This window comes from Aminiphilus sp., assembly GCF_029975095.1.
Classification (GTDB): domain Bacteria; phylum Synergistota; class Synergistia; order Synergistales; family Aminiphilaceae; genus Aminiphilus.
The window spans coordinates 1-23,250 of record NZ_JARKPW010000221.1 but is presented as its reverse complement, the minus strand read 5'-3'; the positions used below and the strand labels follow the sequence as shown (position 1 = coordinate 23,250).

Here is a 23,250-nt window from a genome sequence, read left to right as displayed (position 1 = left end):
CAGCCCGCGGGCGTCGGCGTAGAGAACGTACTCCTCGTTCATGTTCTCGATCATGTTGTTCCGTATGAGCCGGATGTACGTGGAGATGTAGGTCAGCGACAGCGTGACCGCGGGAAGGATCAGGTGTTTCATGCCGCCGGTGCCGCTTGTGGGGAGCACGTCGAGCTTCAGGGCGAAAAGCCACATGAGCAGCAGCCCGACCCAGTAGTTGGGCATGGCCGTACCCACGAAGACCAGCAGGCGCATCGCACGGTCGAAGAGGGAATTGCGCCACAGGGCACAGCTTATCCCCGCCGCGAGGCTGACGACGACCACGATGGCCAGTGCGGCGCCCGCCAGTTCGAGAGTCGCCGGGAGTGACCGGGCGATTTCTCCCGCCACGGTCCGGTTGTTGTTGGTGAAGGTGGCGCCGAAGTCGAAACGGAGGCTTTTCGAGAGCCACTTTCCGTACCTGACCAGAAAAGGATCGTTCAGCCCGAGCTGCTCCCTCATTTCGGTCACGGCCTCTTCCGTGGGATAGACATCGCTGATCCGAAGGATCACTTCCGCGGGATCCACCGGAATCAGGTTCACCAGGACGAAGGCGATGAAGGAAATGCCGAACAGCAGCGGTATGGAGACGAGAATTCTCTTTGCGATGTAGGCTTTCATCTCGGTGCGGCTCCTCGTTTCGGATGCCGCCCCCGGTGGCCGGGGGCGGCGGTGTCCTTCCTCACGTGCCGGGGTGTCATTCCCCGAGGGACATCTTTTCGAAGGGGACTTCGAACTGCGACGGATTGAACGTCACATTCCGCACCCGCTCGCGGAACACTGCGCGATTTCGCTCGTAGGTCAGAGGAATGTAGACGGCTTCCTCGTGGAGTGTCGTGAGAATATACGAGAACAGCTCCCGGCGCTCCTTCATGTCGGTGCTCACGAGAGCCTTCAGGATGCTCTCGTCCAGCTTGGCCTTCTCCTTCAGTCCCAACTGCGCCGCGTAGTCTCCGTAGACCACTGTCCGCATGGCGCTGAGGGAGGACTGGGGGTCGTAGGGCGTGCCCCAGGAGATGTTGAACACTATGTCGAAGTCGCCGGCCTTCTGGCGATCCCGGTAGGACTGTTCCTCTTCGCCCAGGATCTTCAGATCGATGCCGAGTTCCGACCATTCGCTCTGAAGGTACTCGGCAATGGTCTTTTCCGGCACGCTGTTGCTGTTGTAGAGAATGGTGATCTGGAGAGGAACTCCATCCCGGGTCCGGATCTTCTGTCCCTTCTCCCTTTTCCACCCGGCTTCGTCGAGGATCCGCGCCGCTTCTTCCGGAGAATACGCGTAGGGCTTCAGATCCACGTCGCAGTAGGGAACGGTCTTCGCGAGCAGAAAGTCCGCCGGGCTCTCGATCCCGTGGAAGAGTCCCTCGGAGATCGTCACTTTGTCGACGGCGTGCTGCAGCGCCTGCCGCACCTTCACGTCCTGCAGGGCTCCTCTGGTCGTGTTGAGCAGCAGCATCCGGGTGGACACCGGCTCGGAGAGGATGGTCTTGAACCCCTTCATCGCGGAGAATTTTTCCATGGTCTCGGCGTCGATCATGTTCTTGCCGTAGATGAGATCGATTTCTCCCTTCTCGAGGGCGAGAATGCGGGTCTGGTTGTCGGGAATCACCCGGACCTCGATCTTCCGTATCGCGGGTTTTTCTCCCCAGTATTTCTGGTTTCGCACGTACGTGGCCTTCTGTTCGACCACGTTCTCGGCGAGAATGTAGGCGCCGGTTCCCACGAGCCCGGTGACGCCGTCCTTGGTCGTGCCGTTCTTCATGCATTGCGGAGAGATGAAGCGCATGGGACGGGTGACGCCGAGTTCGATCAGCATGGGAAAGTACGGTTCCTTAAGGCTGATCCTGAGCGTGTAGTCGTCCACGATTTCCACCTTGTCCATCAGGCGCACCATTTCGAGCCAGCCGTGGCGTGCGGCGTTGTCGAGCACCGCGTCGAAGTTCGCCTTCGCCGCCGCGGCGTTGAATTTCTCTCCGTCCGTGAAGAAGACATCCTTTCGCAGGAAGAACGTGTAGACTCTTCCGTCCTCGGAAATGTCCCATTTTTCCGCCAGCCACGGTTCGATCCCCTTTTCGGTGATCCTGACGAGAGACTCGTAGAGCAGGTTCTGCGCGTAGAGTTCCCCCGCGTACAGATGGGGATTCAGATCCCGGATATCCCGGAAATTCACGTAGACCAGTGTTTCGTCGTCGCCGGTCGCCGCCGACGCATGGGGAAGGAAAACGGCCGCCGCTCCGAGGAGCGCAAGGCAGAGAAACAGGCACAACAGAATTCTTCGCAACACACACAACCTCCTTGAGAAAATGGATGTACGGTCCGGGGATCCCCCGGTCTTTCCGCCCTCGTTACGCCGTTCGCCGTTGTTCGCACGGACGGCATTCCATCGAGCGGGAGTGAAGCCACAGAAGAAACGAGAAGCAAAGCCCCGTGAATGTCAGGGCGGTCACGAGAAAAACCGGACTTCGCTGCCACAGCCAGGCAGTCGTGCCGCCTCCCGTTGCCCCGGCGATGCCGGCGAACAGATAGAACACGCCGAAGCACACTCCCTGCCGTCGCTCGCCTCCGAGTTCGGGAACCATGCTGATGGCCGGTGGAAACACCACGAGTGTGCCGACGGTGAGAACGGCCGAGGTGAGCAGGGAACCGAGGGACAGCCCGAACAGGCTCCCGAGATCGGGCAGCAGAAAGAGAAACGCGAGGGACATGAGTCCCAGTCCCACTCCCAGACGGGCGGAGCGCGAAAGAAAGCGCACCGCGAGCGCGGAGACGGGCATCTGAAGGGTGATCCCAAGCACTGCCGAGAGTGTGAATACTCCCGCCACCGAGCCGCTGTCCGGGGAGCTCAGGGGCAGCAGCACGTACAGTTGGTTGAACATGAGATAGTACACCGACATGAGGAACGAAAAGAGCATGAAGTTCCCGTGGCCGAACACCTTCTTCCAGTCGTCCCACACCGGCAGGGGAGAGGCGTGTTCGGAGCCCTCCAGGCGGGGCAGATACGCCCATTGCAACAGGAGGAGCGCGAAAAAGACGCCGGAGGCCACGGTGCACAGTGCACCGAATCCGTGGCGGAGGAGTGCCAGTCCGATCAGCGGCCCGCCGAAGGCGCCGGCTTCGGTGGTCACGTTCTGCAGTGCGTAGATCCGCTCCCGTTCCGCTTCACCCTCGGTCAAGCGGGCTACGAGCGCCTGGTAGGCGGGGGAGAAGAGCGCACTGGCGAATCCCGTGAGAAAGGCCGCCGCAACCACGCCGAAGGGGTGAACCACCACGGCGAAGAGGGCGAATCCCGCCACCCGGAGTGCGCATCCGGTCATGATGACCGTCTGGTAGTTGAACCGGTCGGCCAGCGTTCCGCCCACGAGAAAGAGCCCCTGTTGGCTCAGCATCCTCAGTCCCGCGATGAATCCGGCGAAGCCTGCGGTATATCCCAGACCGTCGGTGAGGTGCGTCGTGAGGTAGGGCAGGAGCATGTAGAACCCCAGATTGAACCCCAGATTGTTCAGGAGGAGCACCTTCACGGGTGCGGAGAGCTGGAGGACGAACGGGACGAATCCTCTTCCGGCGGGCGTGTTCTTTCCGGCCATGATCAGGCGTGCGGCACGATGCGAGGCCGGAGGGCGCGCACCGCCCGGGATGCCAGATCTCCCGCGTTCCGGGCGTGCATGTCCTGGGCGATCACATAGCCGAGGTAGCAGTCGTTGTCGTCCGGATTCGTCGCCGCCGTCCCCGCCGGGGCGAGAAAGGAGCGCACCACGCCGGGACTTGACGCCATGTCTTCCTCGCCGTCCCATCCGGACAGGATTCCCGCACGTTCCGGCAGGACGAAGGCCACGGCGGCACTCCGCGGGTGTTCCGTTCCCTCCGCCGCGAGGTCGGGGGCCTCTCCGAGGGCGAGCTGCACCATCTGGGTCAGCGGGCTGACGCCCGTCACCCGTTCCACGAGTTCCGAGATGTAATTTCCTCCGATACGCGGGTTGATTTCGATGATGCGGGGACCCTCGGGCGTGACGCGGAACTCCACGTGGGCGACACCGTTGTCGTATCCGATGCCCAGGAGCGCCGCCTCCACGAAGTCCGCGGCGCACCGCTCCGTTTCCTCCGGAATCCGTGCGGGGAACATGTGTCCCGCCTCCACCACGGTGCACCGGCCACCCAGTCGTTTGTCCGTCATGCCCAGAACGTGTACCCGTCCGTTCCGTACGGCACACTCCGCGCTGAACTCCTCCCCCGGAAGAAATTCTTCCACCAGCGCCCCTTCGAACCGCTTCTGTCCCCTTGAATTTTCCGGCAGGGCGAGGACGGCGGCGATGGCCTCCCGCAGCTCCTCCACGCTCTCCACCTTCCGAACCAGGGTGCTGCCGTTCATGTCCGCCGGCTTCACCACGGCGGGCAGGCCCGTCGTCGCGGCGGCCGCCGCCGCATCATCCGCGGCAAGGGCGAGGAAAAAGCGAGGAGAGGGCAGTCCCGCCTCTCCGTGGGCGCAACGCATCAGGTATTTGTTCACGGCGCGGGAGACGGCCCGGGGCGGAGCGGAGGGCAGGCCGATGTTCGCGGCCACTTCCGCGGCTGCGCCGATGTAGTAGTCGCAGCTCGTGATCACGCCGTCTGGGCGGAACCCGCCGCAGACCTCCCGGCACGCATCCGTCAGCGCGGAAAGGTTGTTCGTGTCGCAGACGACCACGTCGTCCGCCAATGCCACCACGGGATGCCGTTCCCCCGAGGGAGCGTATCTGTGGTAGAACTCCGGATCTCGGGTCACGAGGACGAAGCCGTGTCCCATCTCCCGTATTTTCCGGGGCAACAGTATTCCCGAGGCGAAACACCAGCTTTCGATCATCAGAAGTTTTTTCATGAGAACCTCTTTCCGTGCAAAAATTTTACAAAAATATATAAAAAAATCATCCAAAATGCTTTTGTCCAAGATGATTCACGAGATTTTTCACGAGAGCGGTTTAGTTTGATGGATCTAACTTATAGCGTGCCTTTGCGGCTTTGTCAAGGGCGCGCCTCATGCTTCGACCCTGCATTTTTTGCGGCAGGTCCTGGGCAGGCGGAAAATCGGCGGAGGAACGTGCGTCCGGCGTACTCCAGGTGCCTGCCTCATCGTGGTGCACGTCGTGACGGAAAACGGCGGCACCTTGCAATGCGCCTCTTCCGAGGCCGTTTTGACGGCCGTCATGGTTGGGAGTATGCTTCTCCTCGAAACACTCGTGACGAGGAGGCGGTGAAGATGAGCAAAGTGGTTCTTGTTCCTCTCGCGGAGGGGTTCGAGGAGATCGAGGCGATCACCGTCATCGACGTGCTGCGCCGGGCCGGCATCGATGTGGTGACGGCATCGGCGGACGACCATGCGGTGCGGGGAGCCCACGGTGTGCGGGTCGCCGCGGAGACGACCCTCGCGGCCTGTGCGGATCGGGATTTCGATATGATCGTCCTTCCCGGCGGCATGCCCGGGGCGGCGAATCTGGTGGCATCCAAACCGTTGCAGGCGCTGTTGCGGCGGCATACCGAGGCGGGGCGCCCTCTGGGGGCGATCTGCGCCGCTCCAGCGGTGGTTCTTCATGCCCTGGGCTATCTCGGGAGCGAGAAGACTGCCTGCTATCCCACTTTCCGGGAGCGGCTCGATCCGGCGAACCGCACGGAGGAACGGGTCTGCGTCGGGGAAAAGCTCGTGACCGGCGCGGCGCCGGGGGCGGCCATGGAGTTCGCCCTCGCCCTCGTGGCGTTTCTCTTGGGCGAGGCGAAGGCGGACGAGCTGGCGGCGGCGATGCTGGTGAAACGGGCGTGAGGTGAAGGGCCGGGGAGGGACCTGTTCCTCCGGGAGTCCCGGGGACGGTCCGATTTTCCGAGGGATGGTCCGGTGGGGGGTGCCGTGCGCGACCGTCGCGAAGGTGCCCTCCGGGTTGTCTGTCCGTGATGGACCCGGCGCGTTTGTGTTTTCCGTCTCGCCCGGCGGTGCTGCGCACGTCTTCCCGCTCCATCTTCCCTGCGGCGGAGAGACGTGTCTTGGCCTCCCCGGTCCATACGATGTCCCTTCGGGCTTCGGGTGTGCCCTGGTGGGCGTACGTGCGGAGCGGCCTCGCACAGCGAGTGAGGAGACAAGGAAAGGAGAGGGAACATCGCATGAAGAGACGCCTTTGTTTCCTGTTGGTTCTGGGTGTTTGCGTTCTTGTTCTTGCGCCTCTTGCGGCGTTTGCTGTCGCACTTTCGGAACACCGCACGGCGTCCGGCCCCTTCGACGTGGCCTGGTTCGAGGCGGGGGATGACGGCGTTCCCCTCGTATTCGTGCACGGCTGGACCTGCGATCACACAAGCTGGCAACACCAGACGGAGTTCTTTGCGAAGGAACGCCGCGTTCTCGCGCTGGACCTTCCGGGGCACGGGGCGAGCAGCGCCCCCGACGCGTCCTATTCCGTCGACATCTTTGCCGCTGCCGTGGCGGATGTGATGACTGCGGCGGGGATCGACCGGGCGGTTCTCGTGGGGCACAGCCTCGGTGGAGCGATCTGCCGGAGATTTGCCGAACGCTTTCCCGAGCGCACGGCAGCGGTGATCATCATCGATGGCGCCTTCGTGTTTCCCCCCGAGGACGAGGAGGCGCGCCGGGCCATGCAGACCGACTACGCCGGCATCGCGTCGGCCTTCGGCGGCGTGTCCCATGACGAAAACGTGCGTGCCTTCATGAGCGGAATGTTTCTCCCGGAGACCTCCGAGGAGACCCGGAAGGCGGTTCTCTCCGTGAGAGCCGGTACGTCACCCCTTGTGGCGAGGCGGGCCATGGAGGATTTCACGAATCTCGACAACTGGGTCGGGCTTCCTGCGGTGACTGCGCCGGCGCTCGCCGTCTATGCCGACGCCAGTGTCGCTTTGGAGCCCGAAATCGAGGGGAACCTGCGGACGCTCTTTTCGGATCTCCGTTACGAGGTCGTGGAGAAGTCGGACCATTTTTTCATGATGGAGAAACCCGACGAGGTGAACGCCCGCATCGACGCGTTTCTGAAGGACCTCCGCTAGGAGGTGCGTCAGGCGAGATCCAGGGTGAGGAGCACGTCCTTTCCGGCCGTCACGGTTCCCGAGGCGGCTGAAAAGGACGTCACCAGGGCCATGTTCGTCACCAGGACGGGAGAGAGCGCGGAGGGCGCCCTGGTCCGAATTGCGTCGAAATCGCAGCGGACGATGGGATTGCCCGTTGCGACCCGGTCTCCCTCGGCGGCGAGGCGGACAAAACCCTCCCCCCGAAGCGTCACGGTCTCGACGCCGATATGAACGAGCACTTCGACACCCTCGGGTGTCCGGATGCCGAAGGCGTGTCCCGTGGCGAAGAGCGCTACGAGTTCGCCCGCGCAGGGAGCCACCACCATGCCGCCACCGGCGGGATCGGGCTCGATGGCGACGCCGTCTCCGGCCATGCGTTCCGCGAAGACCGGATCGGGCACCTCCTCCAGGGGAACGACCCGTCCTGAAATGGGCGCCAGCAGGATAACGCGTTTTTTCCCGAAGCCGAGCATGCCGATTCCTCCCGTTCGTCCCGTCTCCCTTTCCGTTTACGTCCGTTCGCTGTTCCTTGCGTGCGCACTCAGAAGAGCAGCGATGCGGCATCGTCGTCGACGATGACCGTGGCGTTCGGGTGGAGCTGCAGCACCGATGCGGGAAGATCCGGCGTCACGGCTCCGAGAACGGCGCCCCGGATGGCCTCGGCTTTTTCCGGCCCCGAGGCGAGGAGGAGAAGGCGCCGGGCGCTCATGATGGTCTTGATGCCCATACTGACGGCGCTTTGGGGAACCTCCCCGGCGGAGGCGAAGAAGCGGGCGTTCGCCTCGATGGTGCTCGGCGCCAGCCGAACCACGTGGGTTCCCTTTTCAAACTTCACGTCCGGTTCGTTGAAGCCGATGTGGCCGTCTCTGCCGAGGCCGAGAATCTGGAGATCCACTCCTCCTGCGCTGCGGATCGCTTCTTCGTAGCGCTCGCATTCAGCGGCGATGTCCGGTGCGTCCCCCCGCGGAATGTGGCGCTGCCCGGGGGGAATGGGGACGAATCGGAAGAAGTGCTCCTCCATGTAGCTGTGGTAGCTGTCGGGATGCTCCGGGGAGAGCCCGACGTATTCGTCGAGGTTGAAGGTGGTGACGCCGGAGAAATCCACGTCCCCGGCCTGGTGAAGCCGCACCAGTTCCCGGTAGAGTCCCTTCGGCGTGTCCCCCGTGGCGAGGCCGAGCACGCACCGGGGGTTCAGGATCACCCGGCTCGCCACGATGTAGGAGGCCTTGCGGCTCATCTGGTCATAATCCCGTGCAGTCACGACGCGCATGGTCGTCGAAAACCTCCTCTCCTGCAACGAAGGTTTTTCGCACTCGCCAGGACTCGTCGAGGAGGACGAAATCCGCCCGACAGCCCGGCTCGATGCGCCCGCGGTCCTTCTCTCCCAGAAGGCGGGCGGGGTTCCCGGAGACGAGCCGCACCGCCTCCCAGAGGGGAAGTCCCGTCTCGGCGGCGAAGTTCCGAAGCGCCCGATCGAGGGTCAGAATGCTTCCCGCAATGGTGCCGTCGGGAAGCGTCGCCTCCTCGCCGCGGACCGTCACGGTCTGTCCTCCCAGGTCCCATGTCCCCTCGCCGAGACAGGAGCCGCGCATGGCGTCGGAGACGAGCACGAGCCGGTCCTTTCCTTTCATGGCCAGAACGAGCCGGAAGACTGCGGGGTGGGTGTGGACGCCGTCGGCGATGAGTTCGCAGGTGACGTCCGCGTCGAGGGCGGCCCCGGGCAGTCCGGGCCTGCGGTGGTGAAAGGGAACCATGCCGTTGAAGAGGTGGGTGGCGCTCCTGGCGCCGCGGCGGAATGCCTCCATGGCCCGCTCGTAGGTGGCGGAGGAGTGCCCCAGGGAGGGAACGATTGCCGTTTCCCGCAATGCATCAAGAAAACGCCACTCCTCGTCCTCTTCGGGAGCGAAGGTGACGAGGCGCAGTGCCTGCTGCCGGCGCCGGACAAAATCCGGATCGGGGCGCCGCACGAAGGTGCCGTCCTGAGCGCCGCAGCGGCTGCGGCTGAGAAAGGGACCCTCCAGGTGCGCCCCGAGCACCCGGGCGCCGCGTCGCGGCGGCGTGGTCATGGCGGTGTGCACCGCCTGGAGTGCCGCGTCGATATGGGGCTCGTCCATGGTCATGGTGGTGGGGCAGAAGGCGGTCACGCCGTGGGCGGTGAGCGCTTCGGCGATGCGTTCCAGTGAGGCGGAGGAGGCATCCATGGTGTCGGCGCCGCAAACGCCGTGGACGTGGATGTCCAGAAACCCCGGGGCGACCCAGGCGCCCTCCGCCTCGGTGACACTCTCCACGTCGGAGGGAACCGCGCCTTCCGGCACGATGTCCCTGATGCGGTCGTCGAAGAGAAGCGCCTTTCCCTCGCACCAGGTTCTGCCCGTAAGGATCTTGCCGCCTCTGAGGGCCTTCATGGCGTTTCCTCCTCCCTCTCCGTGGCGATGAGGCTTTTCGCCGACGTGTCTCCGCTTCGGCCCCGCCGCGATACCTGCGTGTCCGGGGGGCCGAAGCGCTTGTTTTTTGCCGCGCCGGAGCGGTGATTTTCGGGGGCCGACGCTCCGATGGGCGGCGAGACCGCCCGGGGAGAGGCGTCTGCGCGTCTCACCGTTTCTTCAGATGGCGTCTCATGGCGTCCGCGAGCAGCTCCGCCTTGGTGCCGATGACGATCTGCATCACCTTCGCACTCGGGCGGACGAGCCCCGTCGCGCCGAGTGCCTTGATCGCCGCCTCCTCAACGACGGTGCCGTCCTTCAGGGTGAGGCGGAGCCTGGTGATGCAGGCGTCGATCTGTTCCACGTTCTCCGGTCCGCCGAGCCTGGCCATGTAGGCCGCGGCGAGTTCCGCCAGATCCTCCATGGAGGAGGCCTTCGCGGTCATGCCCGTCGCGTCCGCCTCGCGCCCCGGCGTGGGCAGGTTCATGGCGCGGATGATGAGCACGAAGAGAAAATAGTAGAGCGCGGCGAAGACGAGACCGAGGGGGAGAAGCATCCACCCCTTCGTGGAGAGGCCGTAGTTGAGCACGTAGTCGATGGCTCCCGCGGAGAAGCCGAATCCGTGATGGATCCCCAGAAGTTCGCACACCGCAAGGGAAAGTCCCGTCAGCACCGAGTGGGCCACGTAGAGGACGGGGGCGAGGAACATGAAGGCGAACTCGATGGGCTCGGTGATGCCCGTGAGGAAGGAGGTGAGCGCCACGCTGAGCAGAATGCCCGCCACGGCCTTGCGGTTCGCCGACCGGGAGGTGGTGTACATGGCGAGGGCCGCCGCGGGAAGGGCGAACATCATGATGGGAAAGAACCCGGTCATGAAGGTTCCCGCCGTGGGGTCGCCCGCGAAGTAGCGATGCAGATCCCCCGTCACCACCTTGCCCGCCGCGTCCGTGTAGGAGCCGAAGACGAACCACACCAGACTGTTGAGGACGTGGTGCAGCCCCACCGGCAGCAGCAGGCGGTTCAGGGTGCCGAAGACGAAGGCGCCCAGGATGCCCGCGCCGACGATCCACTCGCCCACGCCGTGGATGACCTGCTGGATGGGAGGCCAGATGTAGCCGAAGACGAGGGCCAGAGCGATGCTGACGCCCGACGCGGCGATGGGGACGAAGCGCTTCCCGCCGAAAAAGCCCAGGAAGTCCGGAAGCTTGATGTTGTGGTACTTGTTGTAGAGCAGTCCTCCCACGACGCCGGAGAGAATTCCCGCCAGAACGCCCATGTTGATCGTGTCGTTGATGGTCACCACGGCCTTGGTGAGCGTCAGGTATCCCACGGCCCCCGCGAGGGCCGCCGCACCGCCGCCATCAAAGGCGATGCCCACCGCCACGCCGATGGCGAAGAGCAGGGCCAGGTTGTCGAAGATCGCCGCGCCCGCCTGCATGACGAAGGGTATGTCGAGCACGTCTCCCGCCCCCAGCCGCAAAAGCAGCGCCGCCGCGGGGAGCACCGCCACGGGAAGCATCAACGCCTTGCCGAGTTTCTGCAGACTTCCGAGCATTTGTCGCACCCTCTTTTCGTGGAATTTTGAATCCCTGGCTTCCGGTAAACGTTTTCACCGTTCCGGGATGCCTAAATCCCGAAGGAGACCTCGTACTTGAAGCGCTTTCCCCGATAGATGCACTTGGAGTACTCCACCGGCGTTTTCGGGGCTGCGTAGGCGACCCGCCGGAAGAGCAGGAGGGGCGTCCCCGGGGCGAGGTCCAGGTGCTCCGCCTCGAAATCGGAGCAGAGCACGGGCTCGATGGTCTGCCGCGCGTGAGAGAGCTGCACGCCGAAACGGGTCCGCATGAGCGCGTAGAGGGATTTCCCCTCCAGAAGTTCCCGGGAGAATTCCGGAAAACGGCACGCGGGAATCCAGACGTTTTCCAGCGAGAAGGGTTCCTCCTCCACGAAGCGGAGGCGAAGGATGTTGAAGACCGTTCCCTCTCCGGAGCCGATCTCCAGGGCCTCGCGAATGGTCCGGGACGCCTCCTCGCGTTCGAAGAGGAGGATTTTCGTCCGCGACGCCAGGCCGGCGGCGCGGATATTGTCGGAAAACCCCGCCAGATGGGAGGACGTGCAGGCCGATTTGGGATGGGCCACGAACGTCCCCCGTCCCCGCTCCCGGTAGAGGACGCCCTCGTTCACCAGGGCCGTGACGGCCTTGCCCGCGGTCATGCGGCTGATGGCGAAGCGCTCGCAGAGATCGCGCTCCGAGGGGACGGGATCCCCCGGGGAGAGTTCGCCGTTGTCGATCATCTCCTGGAGCGCTTCCTTGATCTGGTAGTAGAGCGGGATCGGGCTGTTCTTGTCCAGTTTGCGCAGGAAAATCATCTCCCGGAGGGCTCTTGGGTTTTTGGACATGTCGTCTTGTTGACATGTGGACTATACCACTTGAGGTCCGGGGAGGCAACCCCTTTGCGGGCGTCTCTGGGGTATACTGAAAAAACAGGGCGGGGGAGGCCTTTCTCCACGCGCTCTTGTGTCTTCGGCCGGGCGGGCGCCCCCGGAGACGCCCATCTTTGCGAACGCGGGGGGACCCGGATGAACGAGAGAGAGGCTCAGGACACGAGGACGGACAGGGGGGCGGAGGCGCGGTACGCCGCCCTGGACGAGCCCGAAAAACTGGTGGTGCGCTCCGCGGCGGTGGCGTATGTTCCGCTGAACGAGGCGGGGTTCTCGAAATTCTTCGGCTTCGCGTTTCCCGAGACATTTGCCCGGACCGGCGTGTTGCGGGCGCCCCAGCGCCTGATCAAGAGCCTGGTGTCGAAGGGAATCCTGCAGGATGCGGGCAAGCTCCGGTGGCGGTGCGCTCCCGAGCTTGTGGACACGGCCTTCCGTGATGCGGTGTCGCGGAAGGAGCTGACGCAGCTGCTCTACGCGGTGCGCCGCGTCGTGCCCGTTCCGCTCCGCTTCGGCCAGGAAGTGTACGAGAACGCGGATGACCTTGCCCGGGGCTTGCGCTACGCCCTCTTCGGCGGCGAAGAGGAGACGTTCCTCCGCCTTGTCAAGGGGCCGAGGCTTTCGGACGGCGAACGGACGGCCCCGGCGTCGCTCGTGTACGCTCTTCTGGCCGTTCCGGAAAATCTCCCCTTTTTTCTGGGGCTGTCCGAACGCGCCGTCAACATGCTGGCGGGGTTTTTCACCTCGGACGCGCTGCGGTTTCTTCGGCCGCTTCCCACGCTGCTTTCCTTTCTGCGCGCCGCGCTGCAAAAATATCCGGGGTCTTCCTTCCTCATCTCCCTCGTCGCCATCGAGGGGGTTCTCCGGGGCGACCGAGAGGCGGTGGAGGAGGCGCGTGCGCGTTTCGGGGAACTGCCGTCACCCCTTCCGGGAGAACTTCTCGCCTGGGCCGGTTCCTTCGCGGCGCTGCGGATCCTGACGGAGGAGGGCAGTGCCGCGGCGGCGGCGGCCCGGTACGAGCAGGCTCTGGAAGAATTTTTCCCGAAGGGGAAAAAAGGTCCCCTTCCTTTTCTCTTCGCCCTTTTCTATCCCCTGGCGCGCATCGCCTGCGGCGACAGGGCAAGCCTGGGGCGCGCCTACGACTACGGCGTGGCCTGCCAGGAGGCGTCCGGCAACGTTCCTTTCTCAGGCGCCTCTTTCATCGCTGCGGTGACGGCGGCCTTCTTCCTGCGCCCCGCCGAGCCTGTCTTTGCCCCGGAGCAGGGGGAGTCCGCCAGGGCGGAGAAGCCCGGGGAACTGCTGGCGTCTCTGCTGGCGGCGGAGGCGCGGCGGATGGAGAAGGAGCGCGTGCGAGAGGGGGACCTTCACCCCATCGAAAGCCTGTTTCTCGCCATCGGCGCCGCCTGGACCGGAGTGGGCGTTTCCGAGGAGTACCTTGCTTTTCTGGAGAGGCTGACGAAGAAGCTCTTCGCCTGCGGCTATGCGTGGCTCGGGGGCGAGTGCGCGGCGGCACTGCGGGCTCTCGGATACGACGGATCGATGGAGGGCGTGCCGCCGATGGAAGAAGGTTTCCGCCTGGTGAGGCTCTGGAAGCGCCGTTCTTCCTGGGAGATGGCGCTCTCCGGGCTGGAACAGGTGGCGACGGGGGCGGGAGAGACGGAGGAGGGTGAGAAACGGGCGGCGTCCAAGCGCCTCGCGTGGCATCTGATTCTGAAGTCCTCGTCGCTCACAGGGGGGCTTGCCGTGCAGATCGAGCCCCTGGAGCAATCCTCCCGGGGGCGGACCTGGAGCAAGGGGCGCAAGGTGGCGCTCAAGCGGCTCTCCCGGGATCGAAAGAGCGTTCCCTACCTGACGCTTCAGGATCACCGCGTCTGCGACAGCCTTGAGGAAAACAAGTACTACACCCCCTTCGGCGTCGGTTCCACCTACGACTTCGATCTTTCCCGGGCGCTGGAGGCGCTCCAGGGACATCCCCTGCTCTTCCGGAGCGACGACCCCTCGGCGCGGCTGGAGATCGTGGCGACGGAGCCGCGCCTGGAGACTACCCGCACGGACGAGGGAGTCCGCCTGCGGATCGTTCCCTGGTTCTCCTCGGAGAACTCCTGGAGCCTCTTCGAGGAAAGCCGCTTCCGGCTCCGCCTTGTGCGCCCCCGGCAGCACCATCTGGACCTCGCCCAGCTTCTCGGCAGGCAGGGGACGCTTTTTCCGGCGGGGGCGCTTCCCCGCCTCGCCGCGGCGCTTTCACAGCTTGCTTCTTTCGTGGAAATCCGCACCGACCTGGAGGGCGTGGTGACCCGGGAGGAGATTCTTCCGGGAGATCCCCGTCCGGTGGTGCAGCTCATTCCCTCTCCGCCGGGTTTTCTGGTGGAACTCTTCGTCCGTCCTCTCGGCCTCGACGGGCCGCTCTGCAAGGCCGGCAAAGGAGGTGTCACCGTCTTCGGTCTCCGGGAGGAGGCCCGGGGCGTGGCGCAGCGCTCCTTCGCCGACGAGGAGGAGCGGGCCCGGCTCTTCCGGGAATCCTGTCCCTCCCTCGACCGGGGGGAGCAGCTCGCGCCGGATCAGTGGCGCTTCGACGATCCCGAGGACTGCCTGGAGTTCCTTCTCGAACTGGAGGAACAGGGCGACCGGGTGAACGTCGAGTGGCCCTCGGGGGGACGCCTGGAAGTGCGGCGCCTTGTTGGGCACGAGGAGTTCCGGGCCTCCCTCCGGGGAGAACGGAACTGGTTCGCTCTCTCCGGCACGGTGGAGGTGGACGAGGAGACCGTGCTGGATCTGCGGCAGCTTCTGGACCTGATGGAGAAAAACCGGGGACGCTTTCTTCCCCTGGGCAAGGGAGGCTTTCTCGCCCTCACCCGGGAGTTTCGGCGGCGGCTGGACGAGCTGGCCCTTTTGGGAGAGGTCAAGGGGAAGGATCTGCGCTTCTCGCCCCTGGCGGCGCCGTTTCTGGAGGAGCTGGAGGCGGAGACCCCGGGGCTCGTCAAGGACGAGGCATGGGAGGTGCGGATGGACCTGCTCCGGGAGGCGTCCACGCTCGCTCCGGAGCTTCCCGCCACGTTCCGGGGCGAGCTGCGCCCCTACCAGCAGGACGGCTTCCGCTGGCTCTGCCGCCTTGCCCACTGGGGCGGCGGTGCGTGCCTCGCGGACGACATGGGATTGGGCAAGACTGTCCAGGCCCTGGCACTGTTGCTCTCCCGGGCGCATCTAGGGCCGTCCCTCGTGGTGGCACCCACCTCCGTGGCGGCCAACTGGATGAGCGAGGCCGCACGTTTCGCCCCCTCCCTGCGCGTGCACGATTTCCGTCGGAACGACCGGGAGCGTCTCGTGGCGGAACTCGCCCCCTTCGACGTGGTGGTGACGAGCTACGGCCTGCTCCTCGGCGAGGAAAAGCTCCTCTCCCGCCCCCAGTGGAACGTGGTCATCCTCGACGAGGCCCAGGCGATCAAGAACGCCGGGGCGAAGCGCACCGCCGCGGCGTTCTCCCTGAACGCCTCCTTCCGCATGGCCACCACGGGAACGCCCGTGGAGAACAACCTGGGGGAGCTCTGGAGCCTCTTCCGCTTTCTCAACCCCGGCCTGCTCGGCTCCGCCCAGTCCTTTGCCCGGCGTTTCGCCGCGCCCATCGAGAAAGAGGGGGACCGCACCGCCCGGGTGCGTCTCCGGCGCCTGCTCGCCCCCTTCCTGCTCCGGAGGACCAAGGAGGCCGTGCTGGAGGAGCTGCCGGAGAAGACAGAAGTGCTTCTCACGGTGGAGCTCTCCGAGGAAGAGCGGGCGCTCTACGAGTCGGTTCGCCGCCGCGCCCTGGAGACCATCGAGCAGGACGCCGGAGAGGAGCGGGACCGCCGGTTCCGCATCCTGGCTGAACTCATGCGGCTTCGCCGGGCCTGCTGCAATCCCCGGCTCGTGCTCGAGGGGACAGAGCTGCCCAGCGCCAAGCTCGATGCCTTTGCGGAGCTGGTGGAGGACCTCCGGGCGAACCGTCACCGCGCCCTCGTCTTCAGCCAGTTCACGGGTCACCTGGCCCTGTTGCGCCAGTATCTGGACTCGGAGGGAATTCCCTACCAGTACCTGGACGGCGCAACGCCTCCGGAGGCGCGCCGCCGCGCCGTGGACGCCTTTCAGAGCGGCAGCGGCGACGTCTTTCTCATCAGCCTTCGGGCGGGCGGCACGGGGCTCAATCTCACCGCCGCGGACTACGTGATCCACATGGACCCCTGGTGGAACCCCGCCGTGGAGGATCAGGCCTCGGACCGGGCGCACCGCATCGGCCAGAAGCGCCCCGTCACGATCTACCGTGTGGTGGCCAGGGACACCGTGGAGGAGAAGATTCTCGATCTGCACCGCACCAAGCGGGAACTCGCCGAGGGTTTGCTCGAGGGGACCGACGCGGCGGTGCGCCTCTCCACGGAGGATCTGGTGGCCCTTTTCCGGGAGGAATCCGCGTGAGCGGACCCGGCGAGTCCTACGGCCTCTTCTGGCCCGGCAAGAATGCCGCGAAAGACCTGGCGGCGGTCCCCCCCGCGGGGCACCTCCGCCCCTGCCCGGAGGAGAGCGTGGACTGGGAGCGCACACGGAACCGCATGATCGAGGGGGAGAACCTGGAGGTGCTCAAGCTCCTCCGGAAGGACTGCGAGGGCCGGGTGAAACTCGTCTACATCGATCCCCCTTACAACACGGGAAAGGATTTCGTCTACGCCGACGACTACCGGAGAGAGGTGCCGAAAAATGCTCCGCGGCGCGGCGGAAACGGCGGCGCGGAGGGCGCGTCCCGGCAGGAGGCGGAGGAGCGGCGCCATGCGGCGTGGCTCTCCATGATGTATCCGCGGCTTCTCGCGGCCCGGGACCTTCTGGCCCGGGAGGGGGTGCTCTTCGTCTCCTGCGACGAAGGGGAGCATCCCCGCCTGCGGCTGCTTCTGGACGAGATCCTCGGCGGAGCGAATTTCGTGGGCGACCTGGTCTGGGCGGGGGGGCGCAAGAACGATTCGCGCCTCCTCTCGGTCTCCCACGAGTACATCGTCTGCTACGTCCGGGACGCGGCGTTTCTGAAAGAACTGGGTGTCCGGTGGCGGCAGCGCAAGAGAGGGCTGGAGGAGATCTATGCCCAGTACCGGAAGCTGCGGCGGCGCTTCCGAAGCGATCACGCCGCCGTGACCGCCGCGATGAAGGCCTGGTTCGCCGCCCTTCCCGACGAGGCTCCCGCCAAGGCCCACCGCCACTACTCCTGTGCCGATGCGCGGGGGCTCTACTTTCCGGACAACATCTCCTGGCCCGGCGGCGGAGGTCCCCGGTTCGAGGTGCTCCATCCCCGGACGGGCAGACCCGTGAAAATCCCCTCCCGGGGGTGGATGACCAGCGATCCCGAGAAGATGCGGCGGTGGATCGCCGAGGACCGGGTGCACTTCGGCGACGACGAGACCGCCGTGCCCTGTTTCAAGTCCTATCTGGCCGACCGGGAGGAGCAGGTCCCCTACAGCGTCTTCTACCGGGACGGGCGGGCCGCCACCAAGCGCCTGCGCCGCCTCATGGGGGGGGACTGCTTCGATTTCCCCAAGGACGAGGAGGTGCTGCGCGAGCTGGTGGCCATGGTCACCGATCCCGGCGATCTGGTGCTGGACTTCTTCGCCGGGTCGGGATCGACGGGGCACGCCGTGTTGGCCCAGAACGCCCTCGGCGAAGGAGACCGGCATTTCCTGCTCGTCCAGAGCCCCGAGCCGCTCGACCCTGCCAACAAGGGGCAGCGAAACGCCGCGGCCTACTGCGACCGCCTCGGCAAACCCCGTACCATCGCGGAACTCGCCAAGGAGCGGCTCCGTCGGGCGGGTCGGGCGGTGGCTCAAGACGCGACACGCCCCGGCCGCGCACGTTCTTCCGGCGAAAACGGGCCGCTTCGTTCGGAGGGAGCAGACTGCACGGAAAAGAGGGAAGCGGCCGAAAGCTGCGGAGAACGCGCGCTCCAGCGCTGCGGCGCTCCTCCCGACCTGGGCTTCCGCGTCTACAAGCTCGAACCGTGCGAAAGGGGCGGCGCGAAAGGCGAGGGGCCGCTTCCCTGACAGAAACAAGCACGGTTCCGGGGGCGCTTCTTTTTCCCTTTCGTGCGCTCCTTTTCCCGGCCGAGTCTCAGTGCAGGTCGGTTTTGACGTCGGCTGGATGTCACACGGCCACAGGGCCTGTCCCGAGCCGTTTTTTCGCTTTCTGCAGGCTCAAGAGGACATCGCGCCTCAGCATCCGTAGAGAACGGCAGATGACATTTCGCCTGTTTTGTTTGAAAGGATGACGTTCTCCCCGCTTCGTCACAGGAATGTTCGCTCCGCTTGTTCCGCAAAGAGTTTTATGGCAAACTTGCTGGAAGGCTACACGGTCGGGCATGAACTGTCGAAGGCGGACTCCTGGCAACTTCCCCGAGGAAGCGCAAGGCTCCACCCGGCCCTGACGTCCGGAAGGTCTCTTGAGGAGGCAGAGGTATGTGGGAATCCGAAGGCAACCTATCGAGTCCGAGGGCGCTTCCATGAGCGGAAGCGGAGACCGGCGAGGCGTGCGCCTCCCGGAATTTCTTTTCATCATGCGGCTTTTTCCCGCCCTCGCGGTCCTGCTTTTTCCCCTTCTCGATCCGCTTCCGTCGTCGTCTTCCGCGTCCGCCCGGATCTTCGCCACCGAGAACGACGGCTTCTTTCACTCCTTTTCCGTCTCCGACGGTCTCTCCCAGTCCACGGGGCAGGACATCCTTCAGGACTCCCTGGGGCACCTGTGGATAGGCACCCAGGACGGACTGAACCGCCTCACCGGCAACGGATTCCGCGTCTACCGCAGGGAGGAGGGAAATCCCCGCTCCCTCTCGAACAACGTCATCATGGAACTTTTCGAGGACTCCCGGAAGACCCTGTGGATCGGCACCTTCCAGGGAGGGCTGAATCGCTACGATCCCGCCTCGGATTCCTTCGAACGGTTCACCGCAGGGACCGACGTGCGCTCCCTGCGGTCCGACCAGGTGAGGGATCTCGCCGAGAACGGAAAGGGCGAGCTTCTCGTGGCCACCGACCGGGGGCTCGACATTTTCGATGCGGCGCGCGAGCGGGTCCGGAGGATTTCCGCCACGGACGGCCTCTATGTGGACCGCCTTTTCGTGGACGGGGAGGGAACGGTCTGGATGGGGTGCAACACGGGGCTCGTGCGGCTCAATTCCGACGAGTCGATCTCCGTCTTCTTTCCACCGCTGGATGGGTCGCGACAGGTGGTCTCCCTCACCAGTGGAGAGGGGCGGGAGATTCTCGTCGTCTTCGAGACGGACGCGCTGTTTCTCTTCGATCCCGCCACGGAGCGGTTCCGCCCCTATCCGAGGCGGCATCCGGAGCTGGCGACGGCCAACTATCTCGTGGAGCGCACTTCCCGGGGGACGCTCTGGATCGGGACCTTCGACAAGGGGCTTTTTCGGGACGACGGCCCGGATACGCCGATCCTCCATTTCCGGAGAAACCCCGAATATCCGGGAACCCTCGCGGGGAACGCGGTGCGCAGGCTCTACGAGGACAAAAACGGCCACCTGTGGGTGGGCACCTACTACAACGGCGTGTCGGTCTTCGCTCCGGAGCGGCAGAAATTCCACGTGGTCCGTTCGGACCCGCAGAATTCCGCCTCACTTCTGGACAACATGGTCCGCGGGTTCTGGCTCGACGAGGAGAAGGGCGAACTCTGGGTCGCCACGCTTCAGGGCGTGAGCCGCTGGATTCCCCGGAGTGGAGGATACCGGCGCTACACCGCGGGCGACGGTTTTCCGAAAAATCTGGCCGCACGAGTGCGGGGGATGTACCGCGCGCCGGACGGACGGCTCTTCGTCTTCTGCTTCGGCGGTCTCGCCGTCTACGACGGAGCGCAGGACCGATTCGTTTCCTACGTGCCGCCGGGAGAGCTGCCCGAGGGGTACCGGTCCGACCGGACGCTGGCACTGCACCTGGACCGGTGGGGAAACGAGTGGATCGCCACGGAGGCGGGGGTCTTTCGGCGCGATTCCCGGGGCGAATGGACCCGTTTCGTCCACGATGACGACGACCCGAGGAGCCTGGTGAGCGACTATATCACCCGTTTCTTCGAGGACCGGGAGGGCCGGGTCTGGATTTCCTCCGAGTCCGCGGGGGTGAGCATCTGGACGCCCGGCCTGGATGGATTCGACACGCTGGCCCACCGCATGGGCGATCCGGAGAGCCTGGGGTCGAACAATCTCTTTGCTTTTGCCGAGACCGACGACGCCTTCTGGCTCGGCACCCAGGGAGGCGGCCTTTCGCGCCTCGACAAGGGGACGGGAAAAATCCGAAACTACGGTTTTCAGGAAGGTCTTCCGAACGAGACGATCTACGCGGTGCTTCCCGGCGCGGAGGAGGAGCTGTGGCTCAGCACCAACAACGGTGTTGCTCGATTCAACCCCAGGGACGGGGCCGTGCGGACCTTTGACGAGTACGACGGACTGCAGAGCCGGGAGTTCAACAACTTCGCCTCTTTCCGGAGCGGCGACGGCACGCTCTTTTTAGGCGGCGTGGCGGGGTTCAACTATTTCCGTCCCCAGGAGCCGGACGGCGGCGTTCCTGCCCGGGGTGTCGTGCTCGACGCGCTCCTCGTCCGCGGGGAGAACCGGAACGACGCCTGGACGCTCAACACCGCCGGATCCGTCGATCTCGCCTGGCACGAGAAGGATCTCACCCTGGTGTACTCTCCGGTGGATCTCTCCGGGGGTGACCGCATCGAATTCATGTACCGGCTTGTGGGGTACGACGAGGACTGGAAGCGGGTGGGGCACCGGCGGGTGGCGGAATACACCAACCTTCCCGACGGAGAGTATCTCTTCCGGATCAAGGCGTCCAACGGATCGGGAGAGTGGGGAGAGGACGCCGCGGAATATCGCATCCGCATCGGCGTTCCCCCCTGGAAGACGCCCTTCGCCTACGCAGTCTACGTTCTCGGCGGCATCCTCTTCATGCTCTCCGTCTACACTTTTGCCGCCCGGAGGCAGTCCAGGGCGCTGCGGAAGGCGGAGGAAGAGCGAGTGCGGCTGGAGGAGCTGGTCCGGGAGCGGACGTTCGAACTGGTGCAGGCCAATCGGGAGCTTGCGGTTCTCGCCTCCCGGGATACACTGACGGGGCTTTTCAACCGGCGTAAGTTCGACGAGACCTTCGCCGCGGAATTCTTTCGGGCGGACCGGTTCGACCGACCTCTTTCCCTTGCTCTGGGGGACATCGATCAGTTCAAGATGCTGAACGACCGGGAGGGACATCTCTACGGCGACCGGGTTCTTGTCGCCGTAGCGGAAAGCCTCTCCGCGGAAATCCGAAGCACTGACGTTCTCGCCCGGTGGGGCGGGGACGAGTTCGCCCTGCTCATGCCCGAGACGGGGACCGACGAGGCCCTGGCGGTGATGGAGCGGCTGCGGCGGGGGCTCGCCGAGGTGGGACGGCGCTTCGACAGGGAGATTTCCATGAGCTTCGGCGTGGCGGGGAGAGTGCGCGGTGGGACTCCGGAAGACCTGATGCACCGCGCCGACGAGGCGCTGTTGCGAGCCAAGCGGGAGGGGCGGGACCGGGTGGTGCTGAGCGATCCTCCCGAGTGATCCCCTCTGTGCGCAGGAGGTGTCCTTTTTGGAGCACCCGGCGACCGGGGCGGCGGTGAGCGCCTCCTGCGTTGCTGGGTTCCCCATACGGGCGGTCTTTTCGCATCGAGCCCGTTGTGACGCGGGTCCGCCCGCACGGCTCGGCGGTTCCGGAGGCGAGCCGATTCCTTGACACGGTGCTGCCGCTCGGACACGGCAAGGAGCTTCCGGAAAAAGCCGGAGAATCCCGCTTGCGCCCGTCGTGACGCAATTCGTCCGTATGGCTCGGCGGTTCCGGAGGCGAGCCGATTCCTTGACACGGCGCCGCCGCTCGGACACGGCAAGGAGCTTCCGGAAAAAGCCGGAGAATCCCGCTTGAGCCCACCGAACACCAGAATTCTCTTCCCCGAACGGTGCAACCACCCACGCCCCCGCTTTCGCCACCGAACATCAGGATGCCCTCTCTGCACGACGCAACCGCCTCCGCCCCGCACCGATAGGTTTTTCGCGGAATGGATTGGTTCGGTTCGGTTCGGTATACTTTATACGACAGCGCTATGCTATACTGGTCTCAAAGGGCAACGTCGCCTTCCGAAAGCGATTTTAGTCTTTGACGGAAATGCGGCGACCCGTCGGTTCGCACCGGCGAAAAAGCGACGAAGGCTCCGTTTTCGCCCTTTCCGGTTTTTTCGCGTTCTCCCTCTTCCGCCTTGCAGACGAGTGTACCCCGGGTGCTCCGCGTTGCCGCCCTTCCATGGCGCGGCGGGCACCCTCCGGAGCGGAACGGACTTTTCCCGTTCCCTACGCGCAAGGGCACTGCCCCGGGACGGAGGATCGCCATGACGCAACCCTTCCTCACCGCCCTCTGGCAACATCTGGTCATCGTGTGCACCGCCGTGGGCATCGCCGCGGCCATCGCCGTTCCCCTGGGGATCGTCGTGTCGGGCCATCCCCGGGTGGCCGGAGCGATTCTCTTCGTGGACGGCGTGGTCATGACCATTCCCTCCGTGGCGCTCTACGGGCTGCTCATGCCCGTGCTGGCCCTCGTCGGCAAGGGAATCGGAACCGTGCCCGCGGTTCTCGCCATGATTCTCTACTCGCAGCTCCCCATGCTCCGCAACACCGTGGCGGGCATCCGCAACGTGGATCGTTCGGTGATCGACGCCGCCCGGGGCATCGGCATGGGGAAATGGCGGATTCTCGCCACCGTGAGCCTTCCCCTGGCCTTTCCGGTGATCATGGCGGGCATCCGCTCCTCCTTCGTCATGGGAGTGGGGGTGACGGCCATCGCGGCCTACATCGGAGCGGGGGGGCTGGGCATGTACATCATGCTGGGCATCGCCAACAGCAATCGGGATCTGATCGTTACGGGAGCCCTGGCGACCACCTCCCTGGCGCTCCTGGCGGACCTGCTTCTGGGACGACTGCAGCGCGTGCTGGAACGCCGCATGGGAAAGGGGTGACGGCCGTGGAGAAGACCATTGACGAGATTCGGATCGTGGAGCGCACCGATGCCGCCGAAGTCGTTTCGGAGGAGCGACCGGCACTTTCGTCTTTCGGGGCGGATGTCGCGCCGGTGCCCGGGCACGATGGCGGAAAGGTGCGCGACGGAGAGGAAACGCCCCTCATCCGTTTCGTCGGCGTGGAGAAACGGTACGACAACGGCGTCGTGGCGGTGCGGAATCTCGACCTTGAAGTCCGCAGAGGAGAGATTCTCGTGCTCATCGGTCCCTCGGGGTGCGGCAAGACCACCAC

Annotated in this window: 16 protein-coding genes; 7 read left to right on the top strand and 9 right to left on the bottom strand. The window is 65.1% G+C overall.

Translation table 11 applies throughout. From position 1 onward, the window contains the following. The 4 genes from Q1K49_RS13595 to Q1K49_RS13580 form a co-directional block, all read right to left on the bottom strand. Window positions 1–651: ABC transporter permease (locus Q1K49_RS13595; protein ID WP_300526523.1), on the bottom strand; the 651-nt coding region annotated here is incomplete at its 3' end. A 76-nt stretch (window positions 652–727) separates the two neighbouring features. Beyond that, window positions 728–2,314, bottom strand: a complete 1,587-nt coding sequence (nikA, locus tag Q1K49_RS13590) for a nickel ABC transporter substrate-binding protein (protein ID WP_300526522.1) — start codon at window positions 2,312–2,314, stop codon at window positions 728–730. A gap of 61 nt (window positions 2,315–2,375) precedes the next feature. Further along, window positions 2,376–3,614, bottom strand: coding sequence for an MFS transporter (locus tag Q1K49_RS13585; protein ID WP_300526521.1), 1,239 nt, complete (start codon window positions 3,612–3,614; stop codon window positions 2,376–2,378). A gap of 2 nt (window positions 3,615–3,616) precedes the next feature. Beyond that, the gene (locus Q1K49_RS13580; RefSeq protein ID WP_300526520.1) at window positions 3,617–4,882 is read right to left on the bottom strand and encodes an ATP-grasp domain-containing protein; all 1,266 of its coding nucleotides are present in this window, start codon (window positions 4,880–4,882) and stop codon (window positions 3,617–3,619) included. A gap of 378 nt (window positions 4,883–5,260) precedes the next feature. Between Q1K49_RS13580 and Q1K49_RS13575 the strand changes: the two genes are divergently transcribed. Both Q1K49_RS13575 and Q1K49_RS13570 read left to right on the top strand, forming a co-directional pair. Further along, complete coding sequence (locus Q1K49_RS13575; RefSeq protein ID WP_300526519.1) at window positions 5,261–5,818, top strand: DJ-1 family glyoxalase III; 558 nt, start codon at window positions 5,261–5,263, stop codon at window positions 5,816–5,818. A 335-nt stretch (window positions 5,819–6,153) separates the two neighbouring features. Beyond that, entirely contained in the window at window positions 6,154–7,044 is an 891-nt protein-coding gene (locus Q1K49_RS13570; RefSeq protein WP_300526518.1) for an alpha/beta hydrolase, read from the top strand. A gap of 8 nt (window positions 7,045–7,052) precedes the next feature. Here the strand turns inward: Q1K49_RS13570 and Q1K49_RS13565 are convergent, their stop codons facing one another. The 5 genes from Q1K49_RS13565 to Q1K49_RS13545 all read right to left on the bottom strand — a co-directional run bounded on the left by Q1K49_RS13565 (window position 7,053) and on the right by Q1K49_RS13545 (window position 11,858). After that, complete coding sequence (locus Q1K49_RS13565; RefSeq protein ID WP_300526517.1) at window positions 7,053–7,538, bottom strand: PTS glucose transporter subunit IIA; 486 nt, start codon at window positions 7,536–7,538, stop codon at window positions 7,053–7,055. 68 nt (window positions 7,539–7,606) lie between these two features. Further along, window positions 7,607–8,335 carry a glucosamine-6-phosphate deaminase gene (nagB, locus tag Q1K49_RS13560; RefSeq protein WP_300526516.1) on the bottom strand — a complete coding sequence of 243 codons (729 nt, stop codon included), beginning with the start codon at window positions 8,333–8,335 and terminating at the stop codon, window positions 7,607–7,609. Then, a complete protein-coding gene (gene nagA / locus Q1K49_RS13555; protein WP_300526515.1) occupies window positions 8,307–9,470 on the bottom strand; it encodes an N-acetylglucosamine-6-phosphate deacetylase in 1,164 nt (387 codons plus the stop codon). The genes nagB and nagA overlap by 29 nt, the downstream gene beginning before the upstream one ends. 187 nt (window positions 9,471–9,657) lie before the next feature. Continuing rightward, window positions 9,658–11,043 (bottom strand): N-acetylglucosamine-specific PTS transporter subunit IIBC, encoded by a 1,386-nt coding sequence (gene nagE, locus Q1K49_RS13550; RefSeq protein WP_300526514.1) that lies wholly within the window; start codon window positions 11,041–11,043, stop codon window positions 9,658–9,660. A gap of 71 nt (window positions 11,044–11,114) precedes the next feature. Next, window positions 11,115–11,858 carry a GntR family transcriptional regulator gene (locus Q1K49_RS13545; RefSeq protein WP_300526513.1) on the bottom strand — a complete coding sequence of 248 codons (744 nt, stop codon included), beginning with the start codon at window positions 11,856–11,858 and terminating at the stop codon, window positions 11,115–11,117. A 210-nt stretch (window positions 11,859–12,068) separates the two neighbouring features. Here Q1K49_RS13545 and Q1K49_RS13540 point away from each other — a divergent pair, with 210 nt between their 5' ends. The 5 genes from Q1K49_RS13540 to Q1K49_RS13520 all read left to right on the top strand — a co-directional run. Further along, entirely contained in the window at window positions 12,069–16,370 is a 4,302-nt protein-coding gene (locus tag Q1K49_RS13540) for a DEAD/DEAH box helicase (RefSeq protein WP_300526512.1), read from the top strand. Then, a complete protein-coding gene (locus Q1K49_RS13535) occupies window positions 16,367–17,974 on the top strand; it encodes a DNA methyltransferase (protein ID WP_300526511.1) in 1,608 nt (535 codons plus the stop codon). Before Q1K49_RS13540 ends, Q1K49_RS13535 begins: the two co-directional genes overlap by 4 nt. 413 nt (window positions 17,975–18,387) lie before the next feature. Beyond that, the gene (locus Q1K49_RS13530; RefSeq protein WP_300526510.1) at window positions 18,388–21,516 is read left to right on the top strand and encodes a ligand-binding sensor domain-containing diguanylate cyclase; all 3,129 of its coding nucleotides are present in this window, start codon (window positions 18,388–18,390) and stop codon (window positions 21,514–21,516) included. A gap of 818 nt (window positions 21,517–22,334) precedes the next feature. After that, window positions 22,335–22,958: an ABC transporter permease gene (locus Q1K49_RS13525; RefSeq protein ID WP_300526509.1), complete on the top strand. Its 624-nt coding sequence runs from the start codon at window positions 22,335–22,337 to the stop codon at window positions 22,956–22,958. Between the two features lie 5 nt (window positions 22,959–22,963). Next, the coding region (locus Q1K49_RS13520; RefSeq protein WP_366146075.1) for an ATP-binding cassette domain-containing protein at window positions 22,964–23,250 on the top strand (287 nt) is incomplete at its 3' end.